The organism is Mycobacterium sp. pW045, from assembly GCF_041287085.1.
Classification (GTDB): domain Bacteria; phylum Actinomycetota; class Actinomycetes; order Mycobacteriales; family Mycobacteriaceae; genus Mycobacterium; species Mycobacterium algericum_A.
Genome location: NZ_JBGGKU010000009.1, coordinates 102,630 through 124,603, shown reverse-complemented (window position 1 = coordinate 124,603; position 21,974 = coordinate 102,630). Strand labels below are relative to the sequence as shown.

The following is a 21,974-nucleotide window of genomic DNA, read 5'->3' as shown; positions in this document are numbered from 1 at the left end:
GGGGCGGCGCCGGTCGGTGTTACCGTCACCGCGTGATGAGGGCGGACCGGCGGGCGGCGGCGGCAGCACTGGCCGTGCTGCTGGTCGCGGCCTCGGCGTGCGCCGGCAAGGGCGCCGAGACGGCCCCGACGTCCACCACCACGACCATGGTCGCCGGTGCCGGCGTGCTCGGCAACGACCGCCGGCCCGATGAGTCGTGCGCGCCGGAGCCGGCCCGCGCAGATCCGGGACCATCGATGCGCTCCGTTCACAACGCGGCCGGTGTGGAACCACCCGGCGTAGAGGTCCCCGAGGAGCCCGAACGCATCGTGGTGCTCTCCGGTGATCAGCTCGATGCGCTGTGCGCCCTGGGACTGCAGTCCCGCGTCGTCGGCGCCGCGCTGCCGGATGACTCGGAGAACCAGCCGTCCTACCTGGGCGCCGTGGTGCACGGCCTGCCGGCGGTGGGCAGCCGCAGCAAGCCCGACATCGACGCGATCGCCGCACTGCACCCGGACCTGATCCTGGGCGCCCAGGGCCTGACGCCCGGCTATTCGGAGCTGGCGTCGATCGCCCCCACCGTGTTCACCGGGGCACCGGGCGCAGCGTGGGAGGACAACCTGCGTGGCGTCGGCGCCGCCACCGCGCGCAGCGGCGCGACCGACGTGGTGCTCGACAAGTTCGGCCGGACCGCCGCTGAAACCGGTGAGGCCGCCGACGCCACCCACTTCCAGGCTTCGGTCGTTGCGCTCACCGACTCCGGTGTCCGGGTGTACGGGGCGGCCAACTTCGCTGCCAGTGTGCTGAAGGCCGTCGGTGTGGACCGGCCGCCCTCTCAGCGGTTCACCGACCGGCCCTACATCGAGATCGCGGCGAGCGACGCCGATCTGGCCGGCCGGGCGGACTTGTCGGCGGCCGACGGCGACATCGTCTACGTCTCGTTCGCCTCGCCGGCGGCCAAGGCACGGGCCGCCGCGGTGTTCGACAGCGTGTCGTGGCGCCGGCTGGCGGCCAACCGCGACAGCCGCGTGTTCGTGGTCAACAACGAGGTGTGGCAGACCGGGCAGGGACCGATCGCCGCGCTCGGCGTGGTCGACGACCTGCGCTGGCTGAACGCACCCATCAATTAGGCGGCCGCTCCCCGATCAGCCGCCGCAGTTCGGCCGATGCCTGTTGGCGGGCCGCGGCGGCGTCCTCGCTCAGCCGGCGCATCTCGGAGTCCAGGCCGCTGATCCGGTCCTGCAGGGCGTCCAGTTCGCGCACCTGCCGGGCCCGCAGTTCCCCTTCGGCGCCCTCGGTTCCGAGCACCTGCAGTTGTTCGGCGATACGGCTCTGCGCGGTGTAGAGCGCCTCGCGCTGCTCTTCGGCCTCATCGCACTGCTCGTCGAGGCGGCGAGCGGTGTTCTGATGCGCCAAGACCTGTCCGAGCGCCTGGACCGTCTCACCGGCCAGCGAGCGGCCCGCCAGCCAGTCCTCCAGCCGGCCCGGTTCCAGGTCCTCGTAGTCGATCTCCGACGAGATCGGCCAGGTCTCCAGCAACGTCGCCTCGGCTGTCTGGTGCCCGCCAACCGTGACGCTGAACCGGCGCCACCACCCATCGCGGCCGGCGTCGGTGGCACCATCCTGCGCGGTCACGGTGTGGTCCGGGGACACCCCCAATTCGAAGATGACGTCGACCGGGTCGTCGTGGTCGTTCTCGGCGCTCAAGGTGTGCCACCGCTCGCAGCGCTGCTCCTCGACAACGGCGTCGGCCGTCAGCCGGATCCGGGTGGTGACGGTCTGGACGGCCGTTTCGCTGCGGCAGCTCACCGCGAGATCTTTGGCGAAGGCAAGCCGCACGTCGGCGCCGCGAGCGGTGAAGTCCAGCATGGCTTCTCCGGCATAGCCGTCCTGCTCGTAGACGACGGCCGGGCCCTCTTCGAGCACCAGGCCGGTGGTGTTGCTGAACGCCAGCACGATGTCGGGGGCGGGCCCGCGGCCCTCGCGCCACACCAACTCTCGGCGCACCGCATCCACGGGCGCCGCCGCCAACGGCACCATCGCCGCCCCGCCCCGTTTCAGCGACAGCGGGGCGGCCAGTCGGTATTCGAAATACTCACCGCGGTCGCCGGTTTCGACCTCGGCCGCGGCCGCGTCGTAGGCGCCCGTGGGCAAGGCCATGCCGTCCGGAATCGCTGAGTCGAGCGGCATGGCGCTGCGCAGCTGCCGCGGCGCCGCCGCTCGCTCACTTTCAGCCACGATCACCCGTTGCACCCGGCGGCCGTGGTAGAGATCGATGTCGAACGAGATCGGCTGGCCGGTGGTCAAAGTCACCGCGACGTCGGTCAGATCCTCATCGACCGGGTTGTGGATGATGCCGGTCGCGATCAGCGTCACCGTGGCACCGTCGCGGATCGCCCGATAGGACACCCGCCACATCGGCGCGGCGACGATGTAGGACACCCGCACGTCGTCGGCGGCGCCACGGATCTGCACCGTGACGTCGCAGTTGGGGCCCGCGGTGGCGGCGCGGGACCGGTCGATGAGGTATTCCAGGTCGTCTCTGGAGGATGCCTCCAGCAGTTCGATGCGACGGGCGTCGGTCAGGTCGACCAGGCTGACCGCACCGGTATCAGCCCGAACCACCAGCAGCCGCCGGGCCGGCTCACCGGCGTGGTCGTCCACGCCGATCACCTCACCCCGGTGCGTCTGTTCGCCGGCGAACACCTCGACGGCGCGGCCGCGCAGCGCGTCGAGCAGGTCGATCAGTGCCGCGCCGGAGTCCAGCAGCAGGTTGCGGTCTGCCAACTCGGTGGCTGGATCGGCCGGGGTGTCGAAGCACACCGCACCCACCGATGCACCGCCCGCGGCGGCGTGGACCGTCAGCGACTTCAGTACGTCCTTCATGTCGTCGCGGCGGAATGTCAGTTCGAAGTCGCCGTCGACCGGCCCGCTGCGACTGACGAAGGCCACCCCGTGTTTGTAGAGGACGAGGCGATCAACCTTGGGGCGAGTAACCATTGGCGCACCGTAACGCGCGGCACCGACATCGCCTTGCACGTTGCAAGCGGCCAATCGGAAATTACACCATCGTCAACATTGCAGCGAACTCTCAGCCTTTCCAGTGAACTGCACAGCGATAAGTCGCTCGCATCCGCTGACGCGCCCGTCTTTTCGGGTTCGAGGCAACGGAAACGTCCTGCATCGCAAGGGTTTCCTTCGGCCGACGGTTCCCGGCGGTGGCCGGTGTGACCGGCTGGCGTCGGGCCACTCCGTTTTCGGCGACGGCAAACCCCGGCGGCAGTAGGCTCATTGCGTGCCGGAAACGTCATACGCCAAGTGTGGCGATCTCAGCCTGGCCTATCAGTTGTTCGGCGATGGGCCGATCGAGCTGGTCATCGTCGGGCCGTTCGTGACCCACGTCGAGCTGGCCTGGACCCTCCCGCAATTCAAGGCGTTCGTGGACCAGCTCGGAACCTTCTGTCGCATTGCCTGGTTCGACAAGGCCGGGGTCGGGTTGTCGGACCCGGTGCCGAAAGTTCGCACGCTGGAGGAGCGAGCGGCCGAGATCGAAGCGGTCATGGACACCGTCGGCTTCGGACAGGCCGTGGTGTGCGGACTGAGCGACGGTGGACCGGTAGCCATCATGTTCGCGGCAACACGGCCGACGCGAACCAGGGCGCTGATCCTGTCCGGCACCGTGGCGTATTGGGGCTTCGAGGACTGGGACGACCTGGATCGAGACCCCGCCGAACTGCGGGCGCGCTTCCTTGACGAGCTGGGCGAGGATTACACACCGTCGATCGAGCAGCTCGCCCGCTTCCAGCAAGCCGGCCGCACGGTGCGGTCCGGCTGGGGCAACGGCGAGACAGCAAGCATCAGTTCGCCATCGGTCCGCTCGCTACGCCAGCTCGCGATGTGCGAACGCATGTGTGCGAGCCCGGGAATGGCGCGGGCCTCCTTCGAGGCGGCGTTTCTGATCGACGTGCGGCCGATCCTGCCGACGCTCACCCCGCCGACCCTGGTGATCCATGCCCGCGAGGACAACGCGGTGCCGGTGCAGGGCGGTCGGTATCTCGCCGCGCACATCCCCGGAGCGCGATACCTGGAAGTCGAAGGCACGGACCATGCACCCTTTCTGTCCGAGCCGGACAAGATCCTGGCGGAGGTCGAAGAGTTCCTCACCGGTAGCCATGCGGCGCCGGCGCAGTCGCATCGCGCCCTGCGCACCGTTTTGTTCACCGACATCGTCGCTTCGACGCAACACGCCGCGGCGACCGGCGACGAACGGTGGCGAGCGGTGCTGCAGCGCTTCGGTGACGTCACCGCCGAACTCACCGAGCGATTCAGCGGCGCGGTGGTGAAAAGCACCGGCGACGGTCACCTCGCCACGTTCGACGGCCCGACGCAGGCAATCCGCTGCGCCGAGGCATTGCAGTCCGACGCCGATGCACTGGGCATCGAGATCCGGATCGGCATCCACACCGGTGAGTGCGAACTGATCGACAACGACATCGCCGGGATGGCCGTGCACATCGCGGCACGAATCGTCGGCCAGGCCGGCCCCGGCGAAATCCTGGTGTCGCGCACGGTGCGCGACCTGGTCGTCGGTTCGGGCACCGGCTTCGAGGACCGCGGTAGCGTCGAGCTCCGCGGCGTTCCCGGCCACTGGCAACTTTTGGCGGTCAATCGCAACGGCCCGCCGGCCGGATCGGCCGAGGCTGAGCTGGCGTCGACGCCGACCCCCGGCCCGCAGGCCTCGATGCGTCGCTCGGACCGTGCCGTCGCCGTGATGGCACGACAGACACCATGGCTCCTTCGCGCGGCCGCTCGCATCGCGCTGACCACCCGCCGCACCTGAATGTGTCAAGAATTACCTACCGGCCCCGGCGCCGCCGTCACGCTGGGCAAACGCGCGTCGCTATGGCATCTGGGCTGCGGAACGGACGACCACCACACGATTTACTTCGCTAGACTATATAAAAACCTCGAGTTGTGAAGAGAGATATCCCCGATGAGCATCGTTTCCGCTTACGCAGCCACGTCGCCGACCGACCCGCTGACCAAGACCACCATCACCCGCCGCGAGCCCGGCCCGCACGACGTCGCGCTCGACATCGCGTTCGCCGGCATCTGCCACTCCGACATCCACACCGTCAAAGCCGAGTGGGGCCGCCCGCACTACCCCCTGGTGCCCGGTCATGAGATCGCCGGCGTGGTCACCGCGGTCGGCGCACAGGTGACCAAGTTCAAGGTCGGTGACCGGGTCGGCGTCGGCTGCTTCGTCGACTCCTGCCGCGAATGCCCCAGCTGTCAAGCCGGCCACGAGCAGTACTGCACCGGCGGCGGCATGGTGGGCACGTATGCCGGTGTCGGCCGCGACGGCCAACCCACCCAGGGCGGCTACAGCGGCGCGATCGTCGTCGACGAGAACTACGTGCTGCGCATCCCCGATGAGATCCCGCTGGACGCCGCCGCCCCGCTGTTGTGCGCCGGAGTCACCACCTACTCACCGCTGCGTCACTGGAAGGTCGGTCCGGGCAACCGGATTGCGGTCGTCGGCCTGGGCGGCCTGGGTCATATGGCCGTCAAGCTGGGGAGGGCGATGGGCGCCGAGGTGACCGTGTTGTCCCAGTCCTTGAAGAAGATGGAGGACGGGCTGCGGTTGGGCGCCGAACACTATTACGCCACCAGCGACCCGGAGACGTTCAAGAAACTGCGCGGCAAGTTCGACATCATCCTCAACACCGTCTCGGCGAGCCTGGACCTGGGCGCCTACCTGGGCCTGCTCACCCTCGACGGCACTCTGGTCGAGTTGGGCATGCCGGAGAAGTCCCTGGCGGTGCCGCCGGGCCCGCTGGTCAGGATGCGGCGCAGTGTGTCCGGGTCGCTGATCGGCGGGATCGCCGAGACCCAGGAGATGCTGGACTTCTGCGCCGAACACGGTGTGCGTCCCGAGATCGAGGTGATCGAGCCGGACTACGTCAACACCGCCTACGAGCGGGTGTTGGCCTCCGATGTGCGCTACCGCTTCGTCATCGACACCGCGTCACTGCGGCAGGTCTGAGCTGGGCGCCTGCTGACTCACTCAGTTGCGCCGAATTCCCAGCACCCGCAGCAGTTCCGGCCGGCGCAGGATGAGCCCGACCCACATCAGCACGCCGACATACACCCCGGATAACACAAAGCCCGCCAGCGGCTTGTCGGCATGCAGGTTCACGGTCACCGCCCCGCCCAGGTAGGCGGTCAGGCCCAGGGCGCCCAGCACGGCGGTGCGCGGAATCAGGAAGACGATCAGGCATACCAGCAGGACCCAGCCAATTACCGCGGTCTTGTCCGGGGCGAAGCCGAGCGCTTCGGTGCCTTCGCGGGCGAACCGCATGCCGGCGATCTTCGGGATGCTGTCGAACGCGAAGAACACACCCAGCAGCGCGGTGATCGCCGCTCCGGCGAACCACACTCGGGAACGCTTGCCGCGGTCGGTCTTCGGTGTCGTCATCTCGGACTCCCAGTACTCGAAGGTGATGGTGAGGGTTCGCGGGCGGGAAGGAAAATCGCGGTGTAGCCGAACAGCAGTACCGCGGTAGCCACCAACAACATCAGCGCGACGGTGTAATTGTTGTGCACCGGATCATATGTCGCACCCATCACCAGCGGCGGGAAGTAGCCACCCAAGCCGCCGATCGCGGCCACGATCCCGGTGACCGAACCGATTGAACCGGCTGGGGCGCGACGCGACACCCACGCGAACACCCCGCCGGTGCCGATACCGAGCGCGACGGCCAGCGGAATGAAGGTCAGGCCCGTCCACAGGTCAGCCGGCGGGCGAAAGACCGCGATGAGCGTCTGCGCGGCAACACCGGCCAATGCGGCCAGCACAACGTACTTGGGCAGGATGTGGTCCGCCAGTATCCCGCCGAGCAGCCGTGCCAGCACCGCCGCCAAGGCAAACGCCGCGGTGCGTTCACCGGCGCCGACCTGCGAGAAGTCATAGATCGTCTTGGTATAGATAGGCAAGTAGTTGCAAAACGCGACGAACCCACCGAACACCAACGCGTAGAGGACCGACATCTGCCAGGTGACCCGCAATTTCGCGGCGGCCTTCAGCTTCGGCAGCGCGCTCGCCGTGTTCGGCACGAATCGCGGGCCGTTGCGCAGCACTGCGGCGCACAGCAGCGCAGTCGCCGCCAGCGCCCCCGCCACGATCGCGTGGGTGGTGAACAGGCCGAACCACTTGACGAATCGCGGGGTGAAGAATGCCGATGCCGCGGTCCCGGCCATACCCATGCCGAACAGCCCGGTGGCGAAGCCGCGACGTTCAGGAGCAAACCAGTTGTTGGCGAAGGGAATTCCGATGGCGAACACCGTCCCGGCGACGCCGAGGAAAAATCCGGCCACCACCATCATCGGGTAAGAACCGATCTGCGCGGCATAGCCGACCACGAGCACCGGGATGATCGAGGCCAGCGAAACCCCGATGAACATGGTGCGGCCCCCGAAGCGGTCGGTCATCAGCCCGGTGACGATCCGGCCCAGTGCCCCGACCAAGATCGGGGTAGCAACCATCAGTGCCTGCTGGTTGGCGCTGAGCGACATCTGGGTGGCGTACTGCGTCGACAGCGGGCCGACCAGATTCCACGCCCAAAAGCAGATCACCGAGACCCAGGTGGCCAGGATCAGTTGCACGCCCGGGCGAGCACTGGCGTCGGATCGGTCACCGCTGCTCACCGGAATATGCAAACACCACCGAGTCCGGTCCGGCCCGTCATTCGCTCAAAAAAGCCGGCACACCGGCCGGCGTTCAGCCGCGCAGAGCGGTGCGGAATCGGTCTCGATAGGCCTTCGGCGAGACGCCGAGGTGATCGACGAACACCCGTCGCAGGGTTTCGGTGCTGCCGAAGCCCGCCAGCCGCGCGGTGTCGGTGACGCTGTGACCGGCGTCCAGGGCGGCCCGGGCGGCGTCGACTCGGACTTTTTCGACATAGTCGGCCGGCGTCATTCCCAGCTCGGATCGAAACAACCGGGTCAGCTGCCGCGTACTGAGGTTGGCCCGCTTGGCAAGCGAGCTGACCCGATGGTCCGCGCCGGGGTCGGCGGCGATCGCGTCGGTAACCGCCCGCAGCGCGGATTGCGGGGCCGGATCGGCCTCGACCAGCGTTGAGAATTGCGACTGACCACCCGCGCGCTTGAGATAGACCACCAGCCACCGGGCCACCGAGCGGACAAGCTCTGCGCCATGGTCGATCTCAACCAGCGCCAGCGCCAGGTCGATACCCGAGGACACCCCCGCCGAGGTGAACACCTCGCCATCACGGACGAAGATCGCGTCCGGCTCGACGGTGACCTCGGGGAAGGCGCGAGCGAACAACCGGACGTCATGCCAGTGGGTGGTGGCGCGGCGGCCGTTCAGCAGACCGGCTTGCGCGAGAACGAAGGACCCGGTGCAGATGGAGGCCAGCCGGCGGGTGCGGCCCGCGACGGACCTGACCGCCTGCACCAGCTCGGGATCGATCGCACGGCGCGGCAGGTTGTCGGCGCCGGCGATCATGACGGTATCGGCGAACTCGATCGACGAGAGGGCGTCTGTGACCCCTAAGCGCGTCCCGATCGAGGAGGTGACGTCACGCCCCTCCACCGAGGCGATCTTGATCCGGTAGTCGGCACCGAAACGGTTGGCCTCTGCGAAGACCTCACCGGCACCGGCGACGTCCAGCATCGTCACGTCATCGAAGACGACGATCACCACTACGCGCGATGGCGCGCCGGCGTCAGCCACGCCTCATTGTGTCGCAATCTGAGGTTTTGACGGCCCGATTCCACCGCGTGGACAACGCACGCCGGCGGCAAGCTGGTTCCTGTCCGGCTAGCAAGGAGACCGCCCGTGACCACTCAACGGATCGAGACCGTAGCTGACGTCGTCGTACCCGACACCGCGCTCGCCCGCGAGGCGACCGAGTTCATTCGCAGTGCCGAGGACGATGTGCTCTTCCACCACTCCCGACGGGTGTATCTGTTCGGCGCGCTGCACGGTCGCCGGCTCGGGCGACAACCAGATCTGGAACTGCTGTATGTGGCGGCGATGTTTCACGACTTCGGCCTCACCGCGCGCTACCGGAATTCGACCCAGCGTTTCGAGATCGACGGCGCCGACGCGGCACGTGAGTTCCTGGTGCAGCGCGGTGTAACGGCGTCCGACGCCGACCGGGTGTGGCTCGGTATTGCGCTACACACGACACCAGAGATCACCGCCCGCCTCGATACCGAAACACACCTGCTCGCAGCGGGTGTCAAGACCGATGTGGTCGGTGTGGGCCGGGCGGATCTGGACGCGGCGCACATCGAGGCGGTGGTCGCCGCCCATCCGCGCCCCGACTTCAAAAACCGCATTCTGGCGGCGTTCCACAACGGCATGAAGCACCGTCCGGAGACCACCTTCGGGACGATGAACGATGACGTGCTGGCCCACTTCGATCCCGCCTTCCAGCGCGGCAACCTGGTCGAGGCCATTCTCAACAGCCCATGGCCCGAGTAGCGGAAAGGAGCAGGCAACATGGAGATCCACGAAGCGCTGTACACCACCAGGATGATGCGGCGGCTGCGACCCGATCCGATTCCACTGGACACCCAGGCCCGCATCCTGGACGCCGCCGTACGCGCCCCCAACGGGGGAAACACCCAACGCTGGCACTTCCTCGCCGTCGATGACCCGGAACTCAAACGCGAGCTGGCCCAGTTGTTTCGACAGGCCCGTGCCGTCGAATACGAGAAGTTTGCGACCGGGACGGGACCGATGGTCGCTCCGGGTCCCGGCGCGGATCCGACCCAGCATGCCGAGACCATGCGCCGGATGAGGGGCTCCGGGGATTACCTGGCCGACCATTTCGAGGAAGTTCCGCTGTTGCTGTTCGTCTTCGCCATCGACGATCTCGGCGGGGCCAACATCTACCCGGCGATCTGGAGCGCGTTGCTCGCGGCCCGCGCCGAGGGTGTCGGCGGGGTAATGACGATGGTGCTCCGCAACTTCACCGACCGCGTCAACGAATTGCTGGGCGTGCCCGTTGCAGAAGGCTGGACGATGTCGGCCATGCTCGCGCTCGGCTATCCGCGGGGCAAGTGGGGCGTCGCCGCCAATCGGCGTCCCGTGCAGGAGGTTTCATCCAGAAACCGCTGGGGTGCGCCGTTCGGCGTCGATGTCCCGCAGCCGTTGTGGCCGCACGACTACTTGGCGTCCGACCTGGCCACGGTCGGCTGAGACCGCTGCGTTCCGGGGCGCGATCTCCCGCCCCGCCATCACCGGGAGGACTCCATTGAGGCTCGGGCTGCGGCTGCCGCAGAGGTTGGGAGTCGACTTGCGACGGGACGTGGTCGAGGCCGCCCGGGTTGCCGAGGCGGCCGGGTATGCCAGTCTGTGGACCTACGAACGACTGCTGTTTCCGGAGTCGCCCGCCGAGCCGTACAGCCCGACAGTCGCGGAATGGCCGGAGGCCTCGCGGCAGGCGGCCGATCCCCTGACAGTGCTCACCGCAGCTGCCTTGGCCACCGAGCGGGTGCGTCTGGGCACCGCTGTGCTGATCGCGGCGTTGCACACCCCGGTCCAGCTGGCGAAGGCATTGGCGACCGTCGATCAGATCAGCGGTGGGCGGGTGGTCGCGGGTGTGGGTTCGGGCTGGTCCACCGACGAACTGCGGGCCACCGGTGCCGGCCGAGCGGATCGCGGTCGATTCCTTTGACGAGACGCTGGACGTCTTCGCTGCGGTGTGGGGGCCCGACCCGGTGACCGTCCGGGGTCCGCGCGTTGCCGTCGACCGTGCCGCCGTGCTCCCCAAGCCCGTGTCGAGAATCCCCGTGCTGCTGGGCGGCGGCGGCAGCAATCTCGGTCGCCGAACCAGTTCCAAAGCCCTGCAGCGCATCGCCGAACGCGCCGACGGATGGCTGCCGGTGCTGACTACACCCGGGCCGGCGGGCGCCGCCGAACTGCGTGCAGGCTGGCACCGTGTCCGCGAAATGGCTTCTGCGGCAGGCCGGGACACCAGCCGGATGGAGATGGTCGTGGTCGGCAACGTCACCTTCACCGACCGGCCGGCCGGGTTGGGGCGGTCGGCGTTCGTCGGCACCCTCGATCAGGTCATGCAGGACGTGCGAACCGCCGAAGAGGGCGGCGCCGATGAGCTGATCGTCGACCTCAACCTGCAGGACTGGTTCACCAGCACCCAGCAGATGCTCGAGACCGCGGTGGAAATCCGCGAACGGAGTCGCGGCATGCTGAGCGATGTCCCCGGTGGCCGGACCTGATGCTCCCCGGCCGCCACGCCACGGGCCTTTAGAACTCCCAGTCCTCGTCCTCGGTGATGACGGCCTTGCCGATCACGTACGACGAACCCGATCCGGAGAAGAAGTCGTGGTTCTCGTCGCCGTTGGGGCTCAGCGCCGACAGGATCGCCGGGTTGACGTCGGTCTCGTCGCGCGGGAACAGCGCCTCGTAGCCGAGGTTCATCAGCGCCTTGTTGGCGTTGTAGCGCAAGAACTTCTTGACGTCCTCGGTCAGGCCCACCCCGTCGTAGAGATCCTGGGTGTACTCGACCTCGTTGTCGTAGAGCTCGAAGAGCAGCTCGTAGGTGTAGTCCTTGAGCTCGGCGCGCTTGGCCTCGTCCTGCATGGCCAACCCACGCTGGAACTTGTAGCCGATGTAGTAGCCGTGCACCGCCTCGTCGCGGATGATCAGCCGGATCACGTCGGCGGTGTTGGTCAGCTTGCCCCGACTCGACCAGTACATCGGCAGGTAGAAGCCGGAGTAGAACAGGAAGCTCTCCAGCAGCGTGGAGGCCACCTTGCGTTTCAGCGGCTCGTCGCCGCGGTAGTACTGCATGACGATGGCGGCCTTGCGCTGCAGGTTGCCGTTCTCCTCCGACCAGCGGAACGCCTCGTCGATCTCATTGGTCGAGCACAGCGTGGAGAAGATCTGGCTGTAGCTCTTGGCGTGCACCGACTCCATGAACGCGATGTTGGTGTAGACCGCTTCCTCGTGCGGGGTCAGCGCGTCGGGGATCAGGCTGACGGCGCCGACGGTGCCCTGGATGGTGTCCAGCAGCGTCAGGCCGGTGAAGACCCGCATGGTGAGCTGCTTCTCCTCGTCGGTGAGCGTCCCCCAGGAGGGCAGGTCGTTGGAGACCGGCACCTTTTCGGGTAGCCAGAAGTTTCCGGTCAAGCGATCCCAGACCTCGAGGTCCTTGTCGTCTTGCACCCGGTTCCAGTTGATCGCTGACACCCGGTCGATCAGCTTCAGTTTCTCGCTCACCAGAACCCCATTTCACACTCGGAAAGCTAGGCCTCCGACACTACCCCTGGGGGCCGACAACCCGTGGCAACACAAGAAGTTGTGTCTGCGTGTCGCGTCAGCCGGCCCCGCAGAAGCGGTACTCATCCGGGCGCAGCTTGCGGGTGGCCCGGCGATACTGCCATGTCATGCCGCTCCACAGCGTCCGGTTGACGCCGTGCTCGTCGAGGTACCAGCTGCGGCAGCCGCCGGTGTTCCATACCGACGCGCCCAGCTGCCGCTGCAGCTCGTCGTTGAAACGGTCTTGGGCGGTACGGGTCGGCGCCAGCGCCCGCGCCCCGACGGCGTCGACCGCCGCGATCGCTTCGGCGACGTAGTGGATCTGCGACTCGATCATGATCACCACCGAGGTGTGCCCCAGGCCGGTGTTGGGGCCCAGCAGGAAGAACAGGTTGGGCATGTCGGCGACCGCGATGCCCCGATGCGCCACCACCCCTTCGGTGTTCCAGCGGTCCACCAGGTCCTCGCCGCCCGGCCCCTTGATGTCGACGTAGGTGTAGGAGTCGGTGACGTGGAAGCCGGTGGCGTAGACGATGACGTCACAGGGGTGCTCGACGCCGTCGGCGGTGACGATACCGCCGGCGGTGATCTGCTCGATGCGCTCGGTGATCAGCTTTGCCTTCGGGTTGGCGACCGCCTGGTAATAGTTGGGCGCATAGAGAATTCGTTTGCAGCCTGCCCGATAGTTCGGGGTGAGCTTGCGGCGCAGTTCCTTGTCACCGACATTGCGGCGGATGTTCCAGCGGCCGACCAGCTCGACCGCACGCAACAGGCCCGGTCGCCTGGTCATGGCGTAGCCCAGCCCCTCCAGCCAGCAATAGATCCCGGCGCGCACCGCACGCCGCAGCCCCGGGATGGTCGAGAACGCGGTCAGCAGCGCCTTGGGAAACGGGCTGTTGGGCCGCGGCACCACCCACGGCGGGGTGCGCTGGTACAGCTGCACCTGGGCCACCTTGGCGCCATCGCGAACCAGTTCGGGCACGATCTGGATGGCGCTGGCACCGGTGCCGATCACCGCGACTCGCTTGCCGGCCAGGTCGACGCCGTGGTCCCACTGCGCGGAATGGAAAGCCGCGCCGGTGAATTCGTCCATACCGTCGATGTCGGGCAATCGCGGGATATGCAGGGCTCCGGCCCCGGAGATCAAGAACTGGGCGACGAACTCCTGGCCGGTGGTGGTGAACACATGCCAGCGGAATTCGTCGTCGTCCCAGTGCGCCCGGTCGACGTGCGAACCGAACCGGATGTGGCGGAGCAGTCCGTGGTTGTCAGCGACGCCCCGCAGGTAATCGAGGATCTCCGGCTGCGGCGAGAACAGTTTGCTCCAGGTCGCCTTCGGCTCGAAGGAGAAGGAGTACAGGTGCGACGGGACGTCGCAGGCGCAGCCGGGGTAGGTGTTGTCGCGCCAGGTTCCCCCGATGCCGTCGGCCTTCTCCAGGATCAGGAACTCCACGCCCTGCTTCTGCAGCGCGATGGCCATGCCCAGGCCCGAGAATCCGGTTCCGATGATGAGTGCGCGGGTCTCCACGGGCTTGTCGCCGACGGCTTCACCCGCCGGACGATCGGCTTCCTGCTTGACAACGGACATGTCACACCACTTTTCCGGGAACGCCGGTACTGGGTATCTTCCAGTCTCACCACGGCCGCGGTGGGTGTCAACGCACCCCGTCGACAGCTCAGGCGACCGGCCGGCGTCGCACAGCGTCATGAATGGGCTGACCGGGGTCCATCGCGATCCCGAGGCTCTCCGCGGTGCCGTTGACGACGCTGATCATGATGGTCGTCAGGTAGCCCACGAAGGTGTCGCGGGGCATCCGCCGCGGGCTGTCCAGTTCCGGCCCCAGCCACCAGTCGGTGGCCGAGGTCGCCGTACCGAATGCCGCGAAGGCCGCCAGTTCCAGCGTGCCCCCGTTGAGATCGAGATCCCGCAGTTCGTTGCGGAACATCTCGGCCATGGCGAGCGTGATCGTGCGGCCTTCGTTGAGCGTCCGCATGGTCGACTCGGACTGCGCGCGGACCCGCCCCTGGATGAAAAACCGCAACACATTGGGGTGCTCGTCGACCAGCGTTACATACTCTTCGACGCTGCGCTGAATGATGTCGCGCAGCGAATTGGTGGCGACGTCGATGGAGGCGAAGATCGCTGCCCACAGGTCGTCGCGCAGCCTGGTCCCGACCGCCTCGAACAGGTCGTCCTTATCGGCGAAGTGGCGGTAGATCTTGGGCTTGGCGGTACCGGCTTCCTCGGCGATCTGCCGCACACTCACATCGGGCCCGAGCCGGTCGATCGCGCGGAAGGCGGCCTCGACGATCTCGCCGCGGACCTTCTTGCGGTGTTCGCGCCACCGCTCACTGCGCGCATCGACCTTTTGCCCGCCGTTGTCGGCCGGCTTGGGCCTGCTGGTTCCGCGCACGTCAAGCACCTTACCGCGTTGCCGTGGCTGACCTGGGGAGACCGCGCGGTGACCTGGTCCGTTAGCATCGATAGACAGTTCCCGCGGCGTGATGACGCGCATATTTGAGACGAGATGTGGTGACCCAACGATTCGACCTGGCCATCGTCGGCGGCGGCCCGGCGGGATCGGCAGCGGCCTGGCAGGCCCGTCAGGCCGGCGCGAGCGTCGTCATCGTGGACAAGGCCGATTTCCCCCGTGACAAGCCCTGCGGTGATGGGCTGACCGCCCGCGCGGTCAGCTATCTGCAGAAGATGGGGCTGGCCGAACAGGTCGCCAAGTTTCACCAGGTCAACCGGGTGAAGGTGTTCAGCCCCAGCGAGTGGGAACTGTCATTTCCGCGCCGCCCCGGAATGCCCGACCACGGCTACGTCGCGCGTCGGCCCGAGCTGGACACCCTGCTGCTCAAGCACGCCGAGTCCGCCGGCGCCGAAGTCCGTCAATCGGCCGAGGCCAGCGCGCCGATTCTCGACGATTCCGGCCGGGTCACCGGGGTCTTGCTCAAGAGCGGCGAGCAGGTGCTGGCCGACGCGGTGATCGCCGCCGACGGCGCCTACTCACCGATCAAGCGCGCGCTGAAACTGGACTCGGACTACAACGGCTATTCCGCGATCGCGATCCGCGCCGAGATGCCGGCGGTGCGTCCCGACGTCGACTCGCTCGACATCTACCTGAAGCTGGTGTTCGAAGGCGACCAGCTGCCCGGCTACGGCTGGGTGTTCCCACTGGGCGACGGACGGGTCAACATCGGCCTGGGCTATGTCAACAGTTACAAGAACTGGCAGGCCATCAATGCCACGCACTTCCTCGGCGAATTCCTGGAGACCCTCCCGCGTGAGTGGGAGCTGCCCTCGATCACCGAGCTGAAGCAGTCCAAGACGGTGCGGGCCTGGCGGCTGCCGATGGGTTTCACCGCGTGGCCGCCGTGGCGTCCCGGTGTGTTGTTCGTCGGCGACTCACTGGGTGCGGGCCGGCCGACCTCCGGCGCCGGGATCTCCAAGGCGCTGGAATCGGGGTTGGCCGCCGGTGAGTGCGCCGTGGCGGCGTTGACCAACGCCGGCCCAGACGACTTCACCAACTACGCCCAGCGGATGCAAGCCGCCTGGGGCCGGGAGTACCGGCGTGGCCGGTTCTTCCACAAGCTGGCCGGTCGGCCGGCGGTGGCCAACGCTGGCCTCAAACTGCTGGACAACGCGCGCTTCCGTGACGTGCTGCTCAACCGGTTGTACGCCAAGTCCGATGGACGCCCGGACCACAGCCACTGAGCCGGTCTGCGGCGCCGAGTGGGAATCTCACGACGCACCACGCCGCTGGCGCGTCGCCGGATTCACTCTCGCGGCTATGGAGCCTGGTTGTGTCAGGCTCGACCGCGCCGGCCCGGCCCCGGTTTCCTTGCGCCCTTACCCGCCGCGGCGCGGGCGGCCTGCTTGGCGAGGGTCTTCTCCCGGGCGGTGCGTTTGGGTGCCGGCCGGGCCTGTCCCCGTGAGGAACCAGGCTTGCGGCCGCGCACGATGCCGACGAACTCATCGACCAGTTCCGACTCCGACCCTTCCGGGAGGGCCAGCGCCACGGGGCAGCTGGGCGCGTCGGTGATCGGGCGATAGGTCAGGTCTTTACGGTGATACAGCCGCGCCAGCGACTGCGGAACAATCAGCGCTCCGAGGCCTGCAGCAACGAGTTCGATTGCATCCCTGGTGGTTTCAGGTCGATGATCGATCGGGGTGCCGGGAGCGCCCGCCCAGCCGACGACGTCATCGAGTGGCAGCAGTATCGGCTCGCCGTCGAGGTCCGCGGCGGTGATCTCCTCGGCAGCAGTGAAGACGTGCTCCTTGGGCACCACGGCTACCGTCGTCTCGCGGTAAAGGGGGATGACGGCGAGCCCGGCGGTGTCGCCCGACGGCCGTAACAGCGCCACATCGACGGTGCCGGCCCGCACCGCGCCGGGAGCATCTGCCGCGGCGACGAGGTGCAAGTGCAGCGGCACCTCGGGGTGGCGCTCCGCCCAGATCCGGGCCCACTTCGCAGGTGTGCCGCCGGGGACGTACCCGAGGGTGAGAGAGCGCGGCGTCACCGCATCAGGCTACCGATACGCTGCTTGCATGAGCAGGCCGAACGCGCAGTCCATGAAACCCGCCACCGCGGCCAGGAAGCTGGATGTGTACTTGCCCGCGACGCCGGCCGAGTTTCAGGAGAACGCGATCACCCGCACCGAACTCGCCGCCCTGCAGGCGGATCCGCCGCAGTGGCTCCAAGACCTCCGCCGCAACGGGCCGCATCCAAAAAACCTGGTCGCCGCCAAGCTGGGCGTCTCGATCGCCGCCCTGGCACGCAACGGTGTCGACAATGCACTCACCACCGAGCAGATCAATGCGTTGCTCGAGGAGAAGCCGCCGTGGCTGGCCACCGAACGTGAGAGCTACCAGGAGGTGCTGCGCGAGCAGCGACGCCTCAAGGCGCTGCGCGCGGATCAGGCTCGCGAGAAGCGCGGCTGAGCCATTACAACATGCAGCTGACGCAACCCTCCACCTCAGTGCCCTCCAGCGCCATCTGCCGCAGCCGAATGTAGTACAGCGTCTTGATTCCCTTGCGCCAGGCGTAGATCTGCGCGCGGTTCACGTCGCGGGTGGTGGCGGTGTCCTTGAAGAACAGCGTCAGGCTCAGCCCCTGGTCCACGTGCTGGGTGGCCGCCGCGTAGGTGTCGATGATCTTCTCGTAGCCGATCTCGTAGGCGTCCTGGTAGTACTCCAGGTTGTCGTTGGTCATATACGGCGCCGGGTAGTAGACCCGGCCGATCTTGCCTTCCTTGCGGATCTCGATCTTCGACACGATGGGGTGGATCGACGACGTCGAGTGGTTGATGTAGGAGATCGACCCGGTCGGCGGAACCGCTTGCAGGTTCTGGTTGTAGATCCCGTGAGCCTGCACCGATTCCTTCAGTCGCTGCCAATCGCTTTGGTCCGGGATCCGGATGCCGGCTTGGGAAAACAACTGCCGAACAGTGCCCGTTTTCGGCTCCCACACCTGCTCGATGTACTTTTCGAAGAACTCTCCGGTGGCGTACTTCGACTTCTCGAATCCCTTGAACGCCTGACCCCGTTCCAGCGCAAGACGATTCGATGCCCGCAGCGCGTGATACAGCACGGTGTAGAAGTAGATGTTGGTGAAGTCGATGCCCTCTTCGGAGCCGTAGTGGATGTGCTCCCGGGCCAGGTAGCCGTGCAGGTTCATCTGGCCCAACCCGATGGCGTGTGACTCGTTGTTGCCGTGTTCGATCGAGGGCACCGACCAGATGTGGGTCTGGTCCGACACCGCGGTCAGTGCCCGGATGGCGACCTCGATGGTCTGGCCGAAGTCCGGCGAGTCCATCGCCTTGGCGATGTTGAGCGAGCCCAGGTTGCAGGAGATGTCCTTGCCCACTTTGGCGTAGCTCAAGTCGTCGTTGTACTCCGACGCGGTGGAGACCTGCAGGATCTCCGAGCACAGGTTCGAGTGGGTGATCTTGCCGTCGATCGGATTGGCCCGGTTGACGGTGTCCTCGAACATCACGTACGGGTAGCCGGACTCGAACTGCAGCTCGGCCACGGTCTGGAAGAACTCGCGTGCCTTGATCTTGGTCTTGCGGATGGCCGAGTTGTCGACCATCTCGTAGTACTTCTCGCTGACCGAGATGTCGGCGAATGGGACGCCGTAGACCCGTTCGACGTCATACGGCGAGAACAGGTACATGTCCTCGTTCTTCTTGGCCAGCTCGAAGGTGATGTCGGGGATCACCACGCCCAGGCTCAGCGTCTTGATCCGGATCTTCTCGTCGGCGTTCTCCCGCTTGGTGTCCAGGAACCGGTAGATGTCGGGGTGGTGGGCGTGCAGGTAGACCGCCCCGGCACCCTGGCGGGCGCCGAGCTGGTTGGCGTAGGAGAACGAGTCCTCCAGCAGCTTCATGATCGGGATGACGCCGGAGGACTGATTCTCGATGTTCTTGATCGGGGCGCCGTGCTCACGGATGTTGGTCAGCAGCAAGGCCACTCCCCCGCCGCGCTTGGACAGCTGCAGCGCGGAGTTGATCGAGCGACCGATCGACTCCATGTTGTCCTCGATGCGCAACAGGAAGCAGCTGACCGCCTCGCCGCGCTGCTTCTTACCGGAGTTCAGGAACGTCGGGGTGGCCGGCTGGAAGCGGCCGTCGATGATCTCGTCGACCAGTTGCTCCGCCAGCTTGGTGTCGCCGGCGGCCAGCGTCAGCGCCACCATGCACACCCGGTCCTCGAACCGTTCCAGATAGCGCTTGCCGTCGAAGGTCTTCAGCGTGTAGGAGGTGTAGTACTTGAACGCACCCAAAAATGTCGGGAACCGGAACTTCTTGGCGTAGGCACGATCCAGCAGCGACTTGACGAAGTTGCGTGAGTACTGGTCGAGCACCTCGCGCTCGTAGTAGTCCTTCTGGATCAGGTAGTCGAGCTTCTCGTCCTGATTGTGGAAGAACACCGTGTTCTGGTTGACGTGCTCCAGGAAGTACTGGCGGGCCGCCAGCACATCCTTGTCGAACTGGATCTTGCCCTCGGCGTCGTACAGGTTGAGCATCGCGTTGAGCGCATGGAAGTCCAGCTCGCCCACCGGAGCGCTGCGGGTGGTTGCTGTTACCTGCTCTGCAGTTGCAGCGGTAGGTGGCATGCCTCGTCCTTCCAGAAATCGGCTAAGCCCGCGCGGACGGCTTTCACGTCCTCGTCGGTTCCCATCAATTCGAATCGGTACAGGTACGGCACCCCGCACTTGCGGGCGACCACGTCGCCCGCGTAGCAGAACTCCGCACCGAAGTTGGTGTTGCCGGCGGCGATCACGCCGCGCAGCAGGTTCCGGTTGTGTTCGTTGTTCAAAAAGGCGATGACCTGCTTGGGTACGTAGCCGCCCGCGGTGTCATCGGTGATGTTGGGTGTGCCGCGGCCGCCCCCGTAGGTCGGCAGCACCAGCACGTAGGGGTGGTCCACCTCGATGCGCCCGTGCAGCGGAATCCGGATGGCCGGCAGCTGCAGCTTCTGCACGAAGCGGTGGGTGTTCTCCGACACCGAGGAGAAATACACCAGGCTGCACTCGACATCCGCAGACACGGCGACCCCCTTCAGCTCTCAGTCAGACCCCACCCGTACCCGATGCGGCGGCCGCTTACGCGCTCAGCGCGGTCTGCGCCAGCGCCTTGATGCGGTCCGGCCGGAAACCCGACCAGTGCTCGTCGCCGGCGACCACGACCGGGGCCTGCAGGTAACCCAGCGCCATCACGTAGTCCCGCGCATCGGAGTCGAGGCTGATGTCCACGACCTCGTAGGCGATGCCTTGGTTGTCCAGCGCCTTGTAGGTGGCGTTGCACTGCACGCATGCGGGCTTGGTGTAGACGGTGATGCTCATGGGCGCAGACTCCTCAGCGAATCATCGACAACGAACGGATGACGGATCAGGTACAACTTTCAGCGGGCCGCCGAGGCCTTGGATCTCCGGCCTCCACCGCAGCTCCGGGCAGTGAATCGATGCCGTTCGCCGCAGTTCGGTCAGCCCGATGATCCGGGGTCTGGCGGTGCTTCAAACACTACACCTAGTGGGTCGCCTTGAGAAGCCATACAAGATGTTCCGAACAACATTCTTGAAATTCGCAGGTTGTAAGGCTGGCGCCGTCGCCGCCTCGGCGTGTCGCACATCACAAAAATTCCGGCGGTGCCCCATGACGACAGATCTATCACCGGCCACCGACAACCCCGCCCCGACACCGGACCCGCGTCCGGTTGCCAGCAAAGACCCGCCGGCGGCGCTCAGCCCGCTTCGACGGCCAGTTTGGCTACGACATCACGCACGGCGGAAACCAGCTGCGCGTGCTCGCGGGGATGCTTTCCCTCCAGCGTGCCTATCGGCACCGACAGCTTGATCTCCTCGACCACTCGCGGCCCGGCGAGGCCGAAGGACTTGCGGGTCTCGTCGTGGGCCCACACTCCGCCATACCGGCCCAGCGCCGCACCGATCACCGCCAGCGGCTTTCCCTTGAGCGCACCGTCGCCGAACGGGCGCGACAGCCAGTCGATGGCGTTCTTGAGCACGCCAGGGATGGTGCCGTTGTACTCCGGGGTGACCACCAGGGTCGCGTCCGCGCCGGCGGCCACCGCCCGCAGGGCGGTCACACCGGCCGGCACCGTCGCCGGCGTGTCGAGGTCCTCGTTGTAGAACGGCAGCTCGCCGAGCCCCTCGCAGATCGTCACGCGGACACCGGCCGGGGCGGCCTCGGCCGCCAACTGCGCGATCTGGCGGTTGACCGATGCCGTGCGCAGGCTGCCGACCAACGCCAATACCGTGATATCGCGGCTCACTTCGTCACGGATTTTTGCGAGGGCAGCAGCGCCCGGGTGAACACCCGGTTGGCCTGGCGCATCGCCGCACTGTAGGGCAGCCAGGCCAGCCGCTTGAACGCGTACAGCGCCCGGATGTCACCGGAGGTGTAGACCAGGTAGCGGTTGCGGGCCACCCCCGCCAGGATCTTCTCCGCCGCCTTCTCCGGCGACACCGCGTGGCCGGCGAACCGGCCCACCCATTTCTCCACCTGCGGATCCTCGCGGTCGACGCCGGCGATCTCGACGGTGTTGACCAGCCCCGTCTTGACCGCACCGGGCACCACCACCGACACGCCGATGCGGTGTCGGGCCAGGTCGAAGCGCAGCACTTCCGACACCCCGCGCAGGCCGTACTTGCTGGCGCTGTAGGCGGCATGCCAGGGCAGTGCGACCAGCCCGGCGGCCGAGGACACGTTGACCAGGTGCCCGCCGCGGCCGGCGGCGACCATCGGCGGCAGGAACGTCTCGATGACGTGGATGGGGCCCATCAGGTTGATGTCGACCATCTTGCGCCACTGCTCGTGGGTCAACCGGTCGACGGTCCCCCAGGCCGACACGCCCGCGATGTTCATCACGACGTCCATCGGCTCGTGCCGGGAATGGATGTCGGCGGCGAACGCGGCGACGTCGTCGTAATCGGCGATGTCGATCACCCGGTGTTCGGGGACCTGGGCTCCCAGGGCGCGCGCGTCGGCGACGGTTTCGGCCAGTCCTTCGGCGTTGCGGTCGGTCAGATACAGCTCGGCGCCGGCCTCGGCGAGCTGTAACGCGGTGGCCCGGCCGATACCGCTCGCCGCTCCGGTGATGAAGCACCGCTTGCCCCGGTAGTACTGCGCCACGCGTGTCATGGGTGCAGACCCTACC

Annotated in this window: 22 protein-coding genes; 9 read left to right on the top strand and 13 right to left on the bottom strand. The window is 66.9% G+C overall.

The features are described from left to right. The first annotated feature begins 35 nt into the window (after window positions 1-35). The gene (locus ACAG20_RS15660) at window positions 36-1,109 is read left to right on the top strand and encodes an iron-siderophore ABC transporter substrate-binding protein (protein ID WP_370493284.1); all 1,074 of its coding nucleotides are present in this window, start codon (window positions 36-38) and stop codon (window positions 1,107-1,109) included. Here ACAG20_RS15660 and ACAG20_RS15655 read toward each other — a convergent pair. Continuing rightward, the gene (locus ACAG20_RS15655) at window positions 1,102-2,979 is read right to left on the bottom strand and encodes a hypothetical protein (protein WP_370493221.1); all 1,878 of its coding nucleotides are present in this window, start codon (window positions 2,977-2,979) and stop codon (window positions 1,102-1,104) included. The genes ACAG20_RS15660 and ACAG20_RS15655 overlap by 8 nt on opposite strands. A 295-nt stretch (window positions 2,980-3,274) precedes the next feature. Between ACAG20_RS15655 and ACAG20_RS15650 the strand changes: the two genes are divergently transcribed. Next, window positions 3,275-4,819, top strand: coding sequence for an alpha/beta fold hydrolase (locus tag ACAG20_RS15650; RefSeq protein ID WP_370493220.1), 1,545 nt, complete (start codon window positions 3,275-3,277; stop codon window positions 4,817-4,819). 153 nt (window positions 4,820-4,972) lie between these two features. Continuing rightward, entirely contained in the window at window positions 4,973-6,025 is a 1,053-nt protein-coding gene (locus tag ACAG20_RS15645) for an NAD(P)-dependent alcohol dehydrogenase (protein ID WP_370493219.1), read from the top strand. A gap of 21 nt (window positions 6,026-6,046) precedes the next feature. Here ACAG20_RS15645 and ACAG20_RS15640 read toward each other — a convergent pair whose 3' ends face one another. The 3 genes from ACAG20_RS15640 to ACAG20_RS15630 form a co-directional block, all read right to left on the bottom strand. Then, on the bottom strand, window positions 6,047-6,457 hold the full coding sequence (locus tag ACAG20_RS15640) for a DoxX family protein (RefSeq protein ID WP_370493218.1): 411 nt from the start codon (window positions 6,455-6,457) through the stop codon (window positions 6,047-6,049). Further along, complete coding sequence (locus ACAG20_RS15635) at window positions 6,454-7,686, bottom strand: MFS transporter (protein WP_370493217.1); 1,233 nt, start codon at window positions 7,684-7,686, stop codon at window positions 6,454-6,456. The genes ACAG20_RS15640 and ACAG20_RS15635 overlap by 4 nt, the downstream gene beginning before the upstream one ends. Window positions 7,687-7,759: 73 nt before the next feature. Beyond that, the gene (locus ACAG20_RS15630; protein ID WP_370493216.1) at window positions 7,760-8,734 is read right to left on the bottom strand and encodes a GlxA family transcriptional regulator; all 975 of its coding nucleotides are present in this window, start codon (window positions 8,732-8,734) and stop codon (window positions 7,760-7,762) included. Window positions 8,735-8,854: 120 nt separating this feature from the next. Between ACAG20_RS15630 and ACAG20_RS15625 the strand changes: the two genes are divergently transcribed. From ACAG20_RS15625 to ACAG20_RS15610, 4 genes are all read left to right on the top strand, one after another. Beyond that, entirely contained in the window at window positions 8,855-9,490 is a 636-nt protein-coding gene (locus ACAG20_RS15625) for an HD domain-containing protein (protein ID WP_370493283.1), read from the top strand. A gap of 18 nt (window positions 9,491-9,508) precedes the next feature. Next, a complete protein-coding gene (locus ACAG20_RS15620; protein WP_370493215.1) occupies window positions 9,509-10,210 on the top strand; it encodes a nitroreductase family protein in 702 nt (233 codons plus the stop codon). Between the two features lie 97 nt (window positions 10,211-10,307). Further along, a complete protein-coding gene (locus tag ACAG20_RS15615) occupies window positions 10,308-10,688 on the top strand; it encodes an LLM class flavin-dependent oxidoreductase (RefSeq protein ID WP_370493214.1) in 381 nt (126 codons plus the stop codon). Continuing rightward, window positions 10,654-11,250, top strand: a complete 597-nt coding sequence (locus tag ACAG20_RS15610) for an LLM class flavin-dependent oxidoreductase (protein ID WP_370493213.1) — start codon at window positions 10,654-10,656, stop codon at window positions 11,248-11,250. The genes ACAG20_RS15615 and ACAG20_RS15610 overlap by 35 nt, the downstream gene beginning before the upstream one ends. A gap of 28 nt (window positions 11,251-11,278) precedes the next feature. Here ACAG20_RS15610 and nrdF read toward each other — a convergent pair whose 3' ends face one another. The 3 genes from nrdF to ACAG20_RS15595 all read right to left on the bottom strand — a co-directional run bounded on the left by nrdF (window position 11,279) and on the right by ACAG20_RS15595 (window position 14,706). Then, window positions 11,279-12,253 (bottom strand): class 1b ribonucleoside-diphosphate reductase subunit beta, encoded by a 975-nt coding sequence (gene nrdF / locus ACAG20_RS15605; protein ID WP_205868819.1) that lies wholly within the window; start codon window positions 12,251-12,253, stop codon window positions 11,279-11,281. A 97-nt stretch (window positions 12,254-12,350) separates the two neighbouring features. Next, window positions 12,351-13,880, bottom strand: a complete 1,530-nt coding sequence (locus ACAG20_RS15600) for a flavin-containing monooxygenase (RefSeq protein WP_370493212.1) — start codon at window positions 13,878-13,880, stop codon at window positions 12,351-12,353. An 88-nt stretch (window positions 13,881-13,968) separates the two neighbouring features. After that, a complete protein-coding gene (locus ACAG20_RS15595) occupies window positions 13,969-14,706 on the bottom strand; it encodes a TetR/AcrR family transcriptional regulator (protein WP_370493211.1) in 738 nt (245 codons plus the stop codon). A gap of 119 nt (window positions 14,707-14,825) precedes the next feature. Between ACAG20_RS15595 and ACAG20_RS15590 the strand changes: the two genes are divergently transcribed. Next, complete coding sequence (locus ACAG20_RS15590) at window positions 14,826-16,010, top strand: NAD(P)/FAD-dependent oxidoreductase (RefSeq protein ID WP_370493210.1); 1,185 nt, start codon at window positions 14,826-14,828, stop codon at window positions 16,008-16,010. A 92-nt stretch (window positions 16,011-16,102) separates the two neighbouring features. Here ACAG20_RS15590 and ACAG20_RS15585 read toward each other — a convergent pair whose 3' ends face one another. After that, window positions 16,103-16,816 (bottom strand): LysR family substrate-binding domain-containing protein, encoded by a 714-nt coding sequence (locus ACAG20_RS15585; protein WP_370493209.1) that lies wholly within the window; start codon window positions 16,814-16,816, stop codon window positions 16,103-16,105. A gap of 28 nt (window positions 16,817-16,844) precedes the next feature. On the opposite strand from ACAG20_RS15585, the gene ACAG20_RS15580 reads away from it, so the two are divergent. Then, a complete protein-coding gene (locus tag ACAG20_RS15580; protein WP_370493208.1) occupies window positions 16,845-17,237 on the top strand; it encodes a DUF5997 family protein in 393 nt (130 codons plus the stop codon). A 4-nt stretch (window positions 17,238-17,241) separates the two neighbouring features. Here ACAG20_RS15580 and nrdE read toward each other — a convergent pair whose 3' ends face one another. The 5 genes from nrdE to ACAG20_RS15555 form a co-directional block, all read right to left on the bottom strand. Then, entirely contained in the window at window positions 17,242-19,413 is a 2,172-nt protein-coding gene (nrdE, locus tag ACAG20_RS15575) for a class 1b ribonucleoside-diphosphate reductase subunit alpha (protein ID WP_370493207.1), read from the bottom strand. Beyond that, window positions 19,380-19,847, bottom strand: coding sequence for a class Ib ribonucleoside-diphosphate reductase assembly flavoprotein NrdI (nrdI, locus tag ACAG20_RS15570; protein ID WP_013829717.1), 468 nt, complete (start codon window positions 19,845-19,847; stop codon window positions 19,380-19,382). The genes nrdE and nrdI overlap by 34 nt, the downstream gene beginning before the upstream one ends. A 55-nt stretch (window positions 19,848-19,902) precedes the next feature. Beyond that, window positions 19,903-20,142, bottom strand: coding sequence for a redoxin NrdH (locus ACAG20_RS15565; RefSeq protein WP_013829718.1), 240 nt, complete (start codon window positions 20,140-20,142; stop codon window positions 19,903-19,905). A 398-nt stretch (window positions 20,143-20,540) separates the two neighbouring features. Next, window positions 20,541-21,089 carry an NAD(P)H-dependent oxidoreductase gene (locus tag ACAG20_RS15560; protein ID WP_370493206.1) on the bottom strand — a complete coding sequence of 183 codons (549 nt, stop codon included), beginning with the start codon at window positions 21,087-21,089 and terminating at the stop codon, window positions 20,541-20,543. Continuing rightward, window positions 21,086-21,958, bottom strand: coding sequence for an SDR family oxidoreductase (locus ACAG20_RS15555; protein ID WP_112685461.1), 873 nt, complete (start codon window positions 21,956-21,958; stop codon window positions 21,086-21,088). Before ACAG20_RS15555 ends, ACAG20_RS15560 begins: the two co-directional genes overlap by 4 nt. Between the last annotated feature and the right edge of the window lie 16 nt (window positions 21,959-21,974).

Coding starts and splice junctions, on each gene's coding strand:
- ACAG20_RS15660 (WP_370493284.1), top strand. CDS start 36: ATGAGGGCGGACCGGCGGGCGGCGGCGGCAGCACTGGCCGTGCTGCTG.
- ACAG20_RS15655 (WP_370493221.1), bottom strand. CDS start 2,979: ATGGTTACTCGCCCCAAGGTTGATCGCCTCGTCCTCTACAAACACGGG.
- ACAG20_RS15645 (WP_370493219.1), top strand. CDS start 4,973: ATGAGCATCGTTTCCGCTTACGCAGCCACGTCGCCGACCGACCCGCTG.
- ACAG20_RS15640 (WP_370493218.1), bottom strand. CDS start 6,457: ATGACGACACCGAAGACCGACCGCGGCAAGCGTTCCCGAGTGTGGTTC.
- ACAG20_RS15620 (WP_370493215.1), top strand. CDS start 9,509: ATGGAGATCCACGAAGCGCTGTACACCACCAGGATGATGCGGCGGCTG.
- ACAG20_RS15600 (WP_370493212.1), bottom strand. CDS start 13,880: ATGTCCGTTGTCAAGCAGGAAGCCGATCGTCCGGCGGGTGAAGCCGTC.
- ACAG20_RS15580 (WP_370493208.1), top strand. CDS start 16,845: ATGAGCAGGCCGAACGCGCAGTCCATGAAACCCGCCACCGCGGCCAGG.
- nrdE (WP_370493207.1), bottom strand. CDS start 19,413: ATGCCACCTACCGCTGCAACTGCAGAGCAGGTAACAGCAACCACCCGC.
- ACAG20_RS15565 (WP_013829718.1), bottom strand. CDS start 20,142: ATGAGCATCACCGTCTACACCAAGCCCGCATGCGTGCAGTGCAACGCC.
- ACAG20_RS15555 (WP_112685461.1), bottom strand. CDS start 21,958: ATGACACGCGTGGCGCAGTACTACCGGGGCAAGCGGTGCTTCATCACC.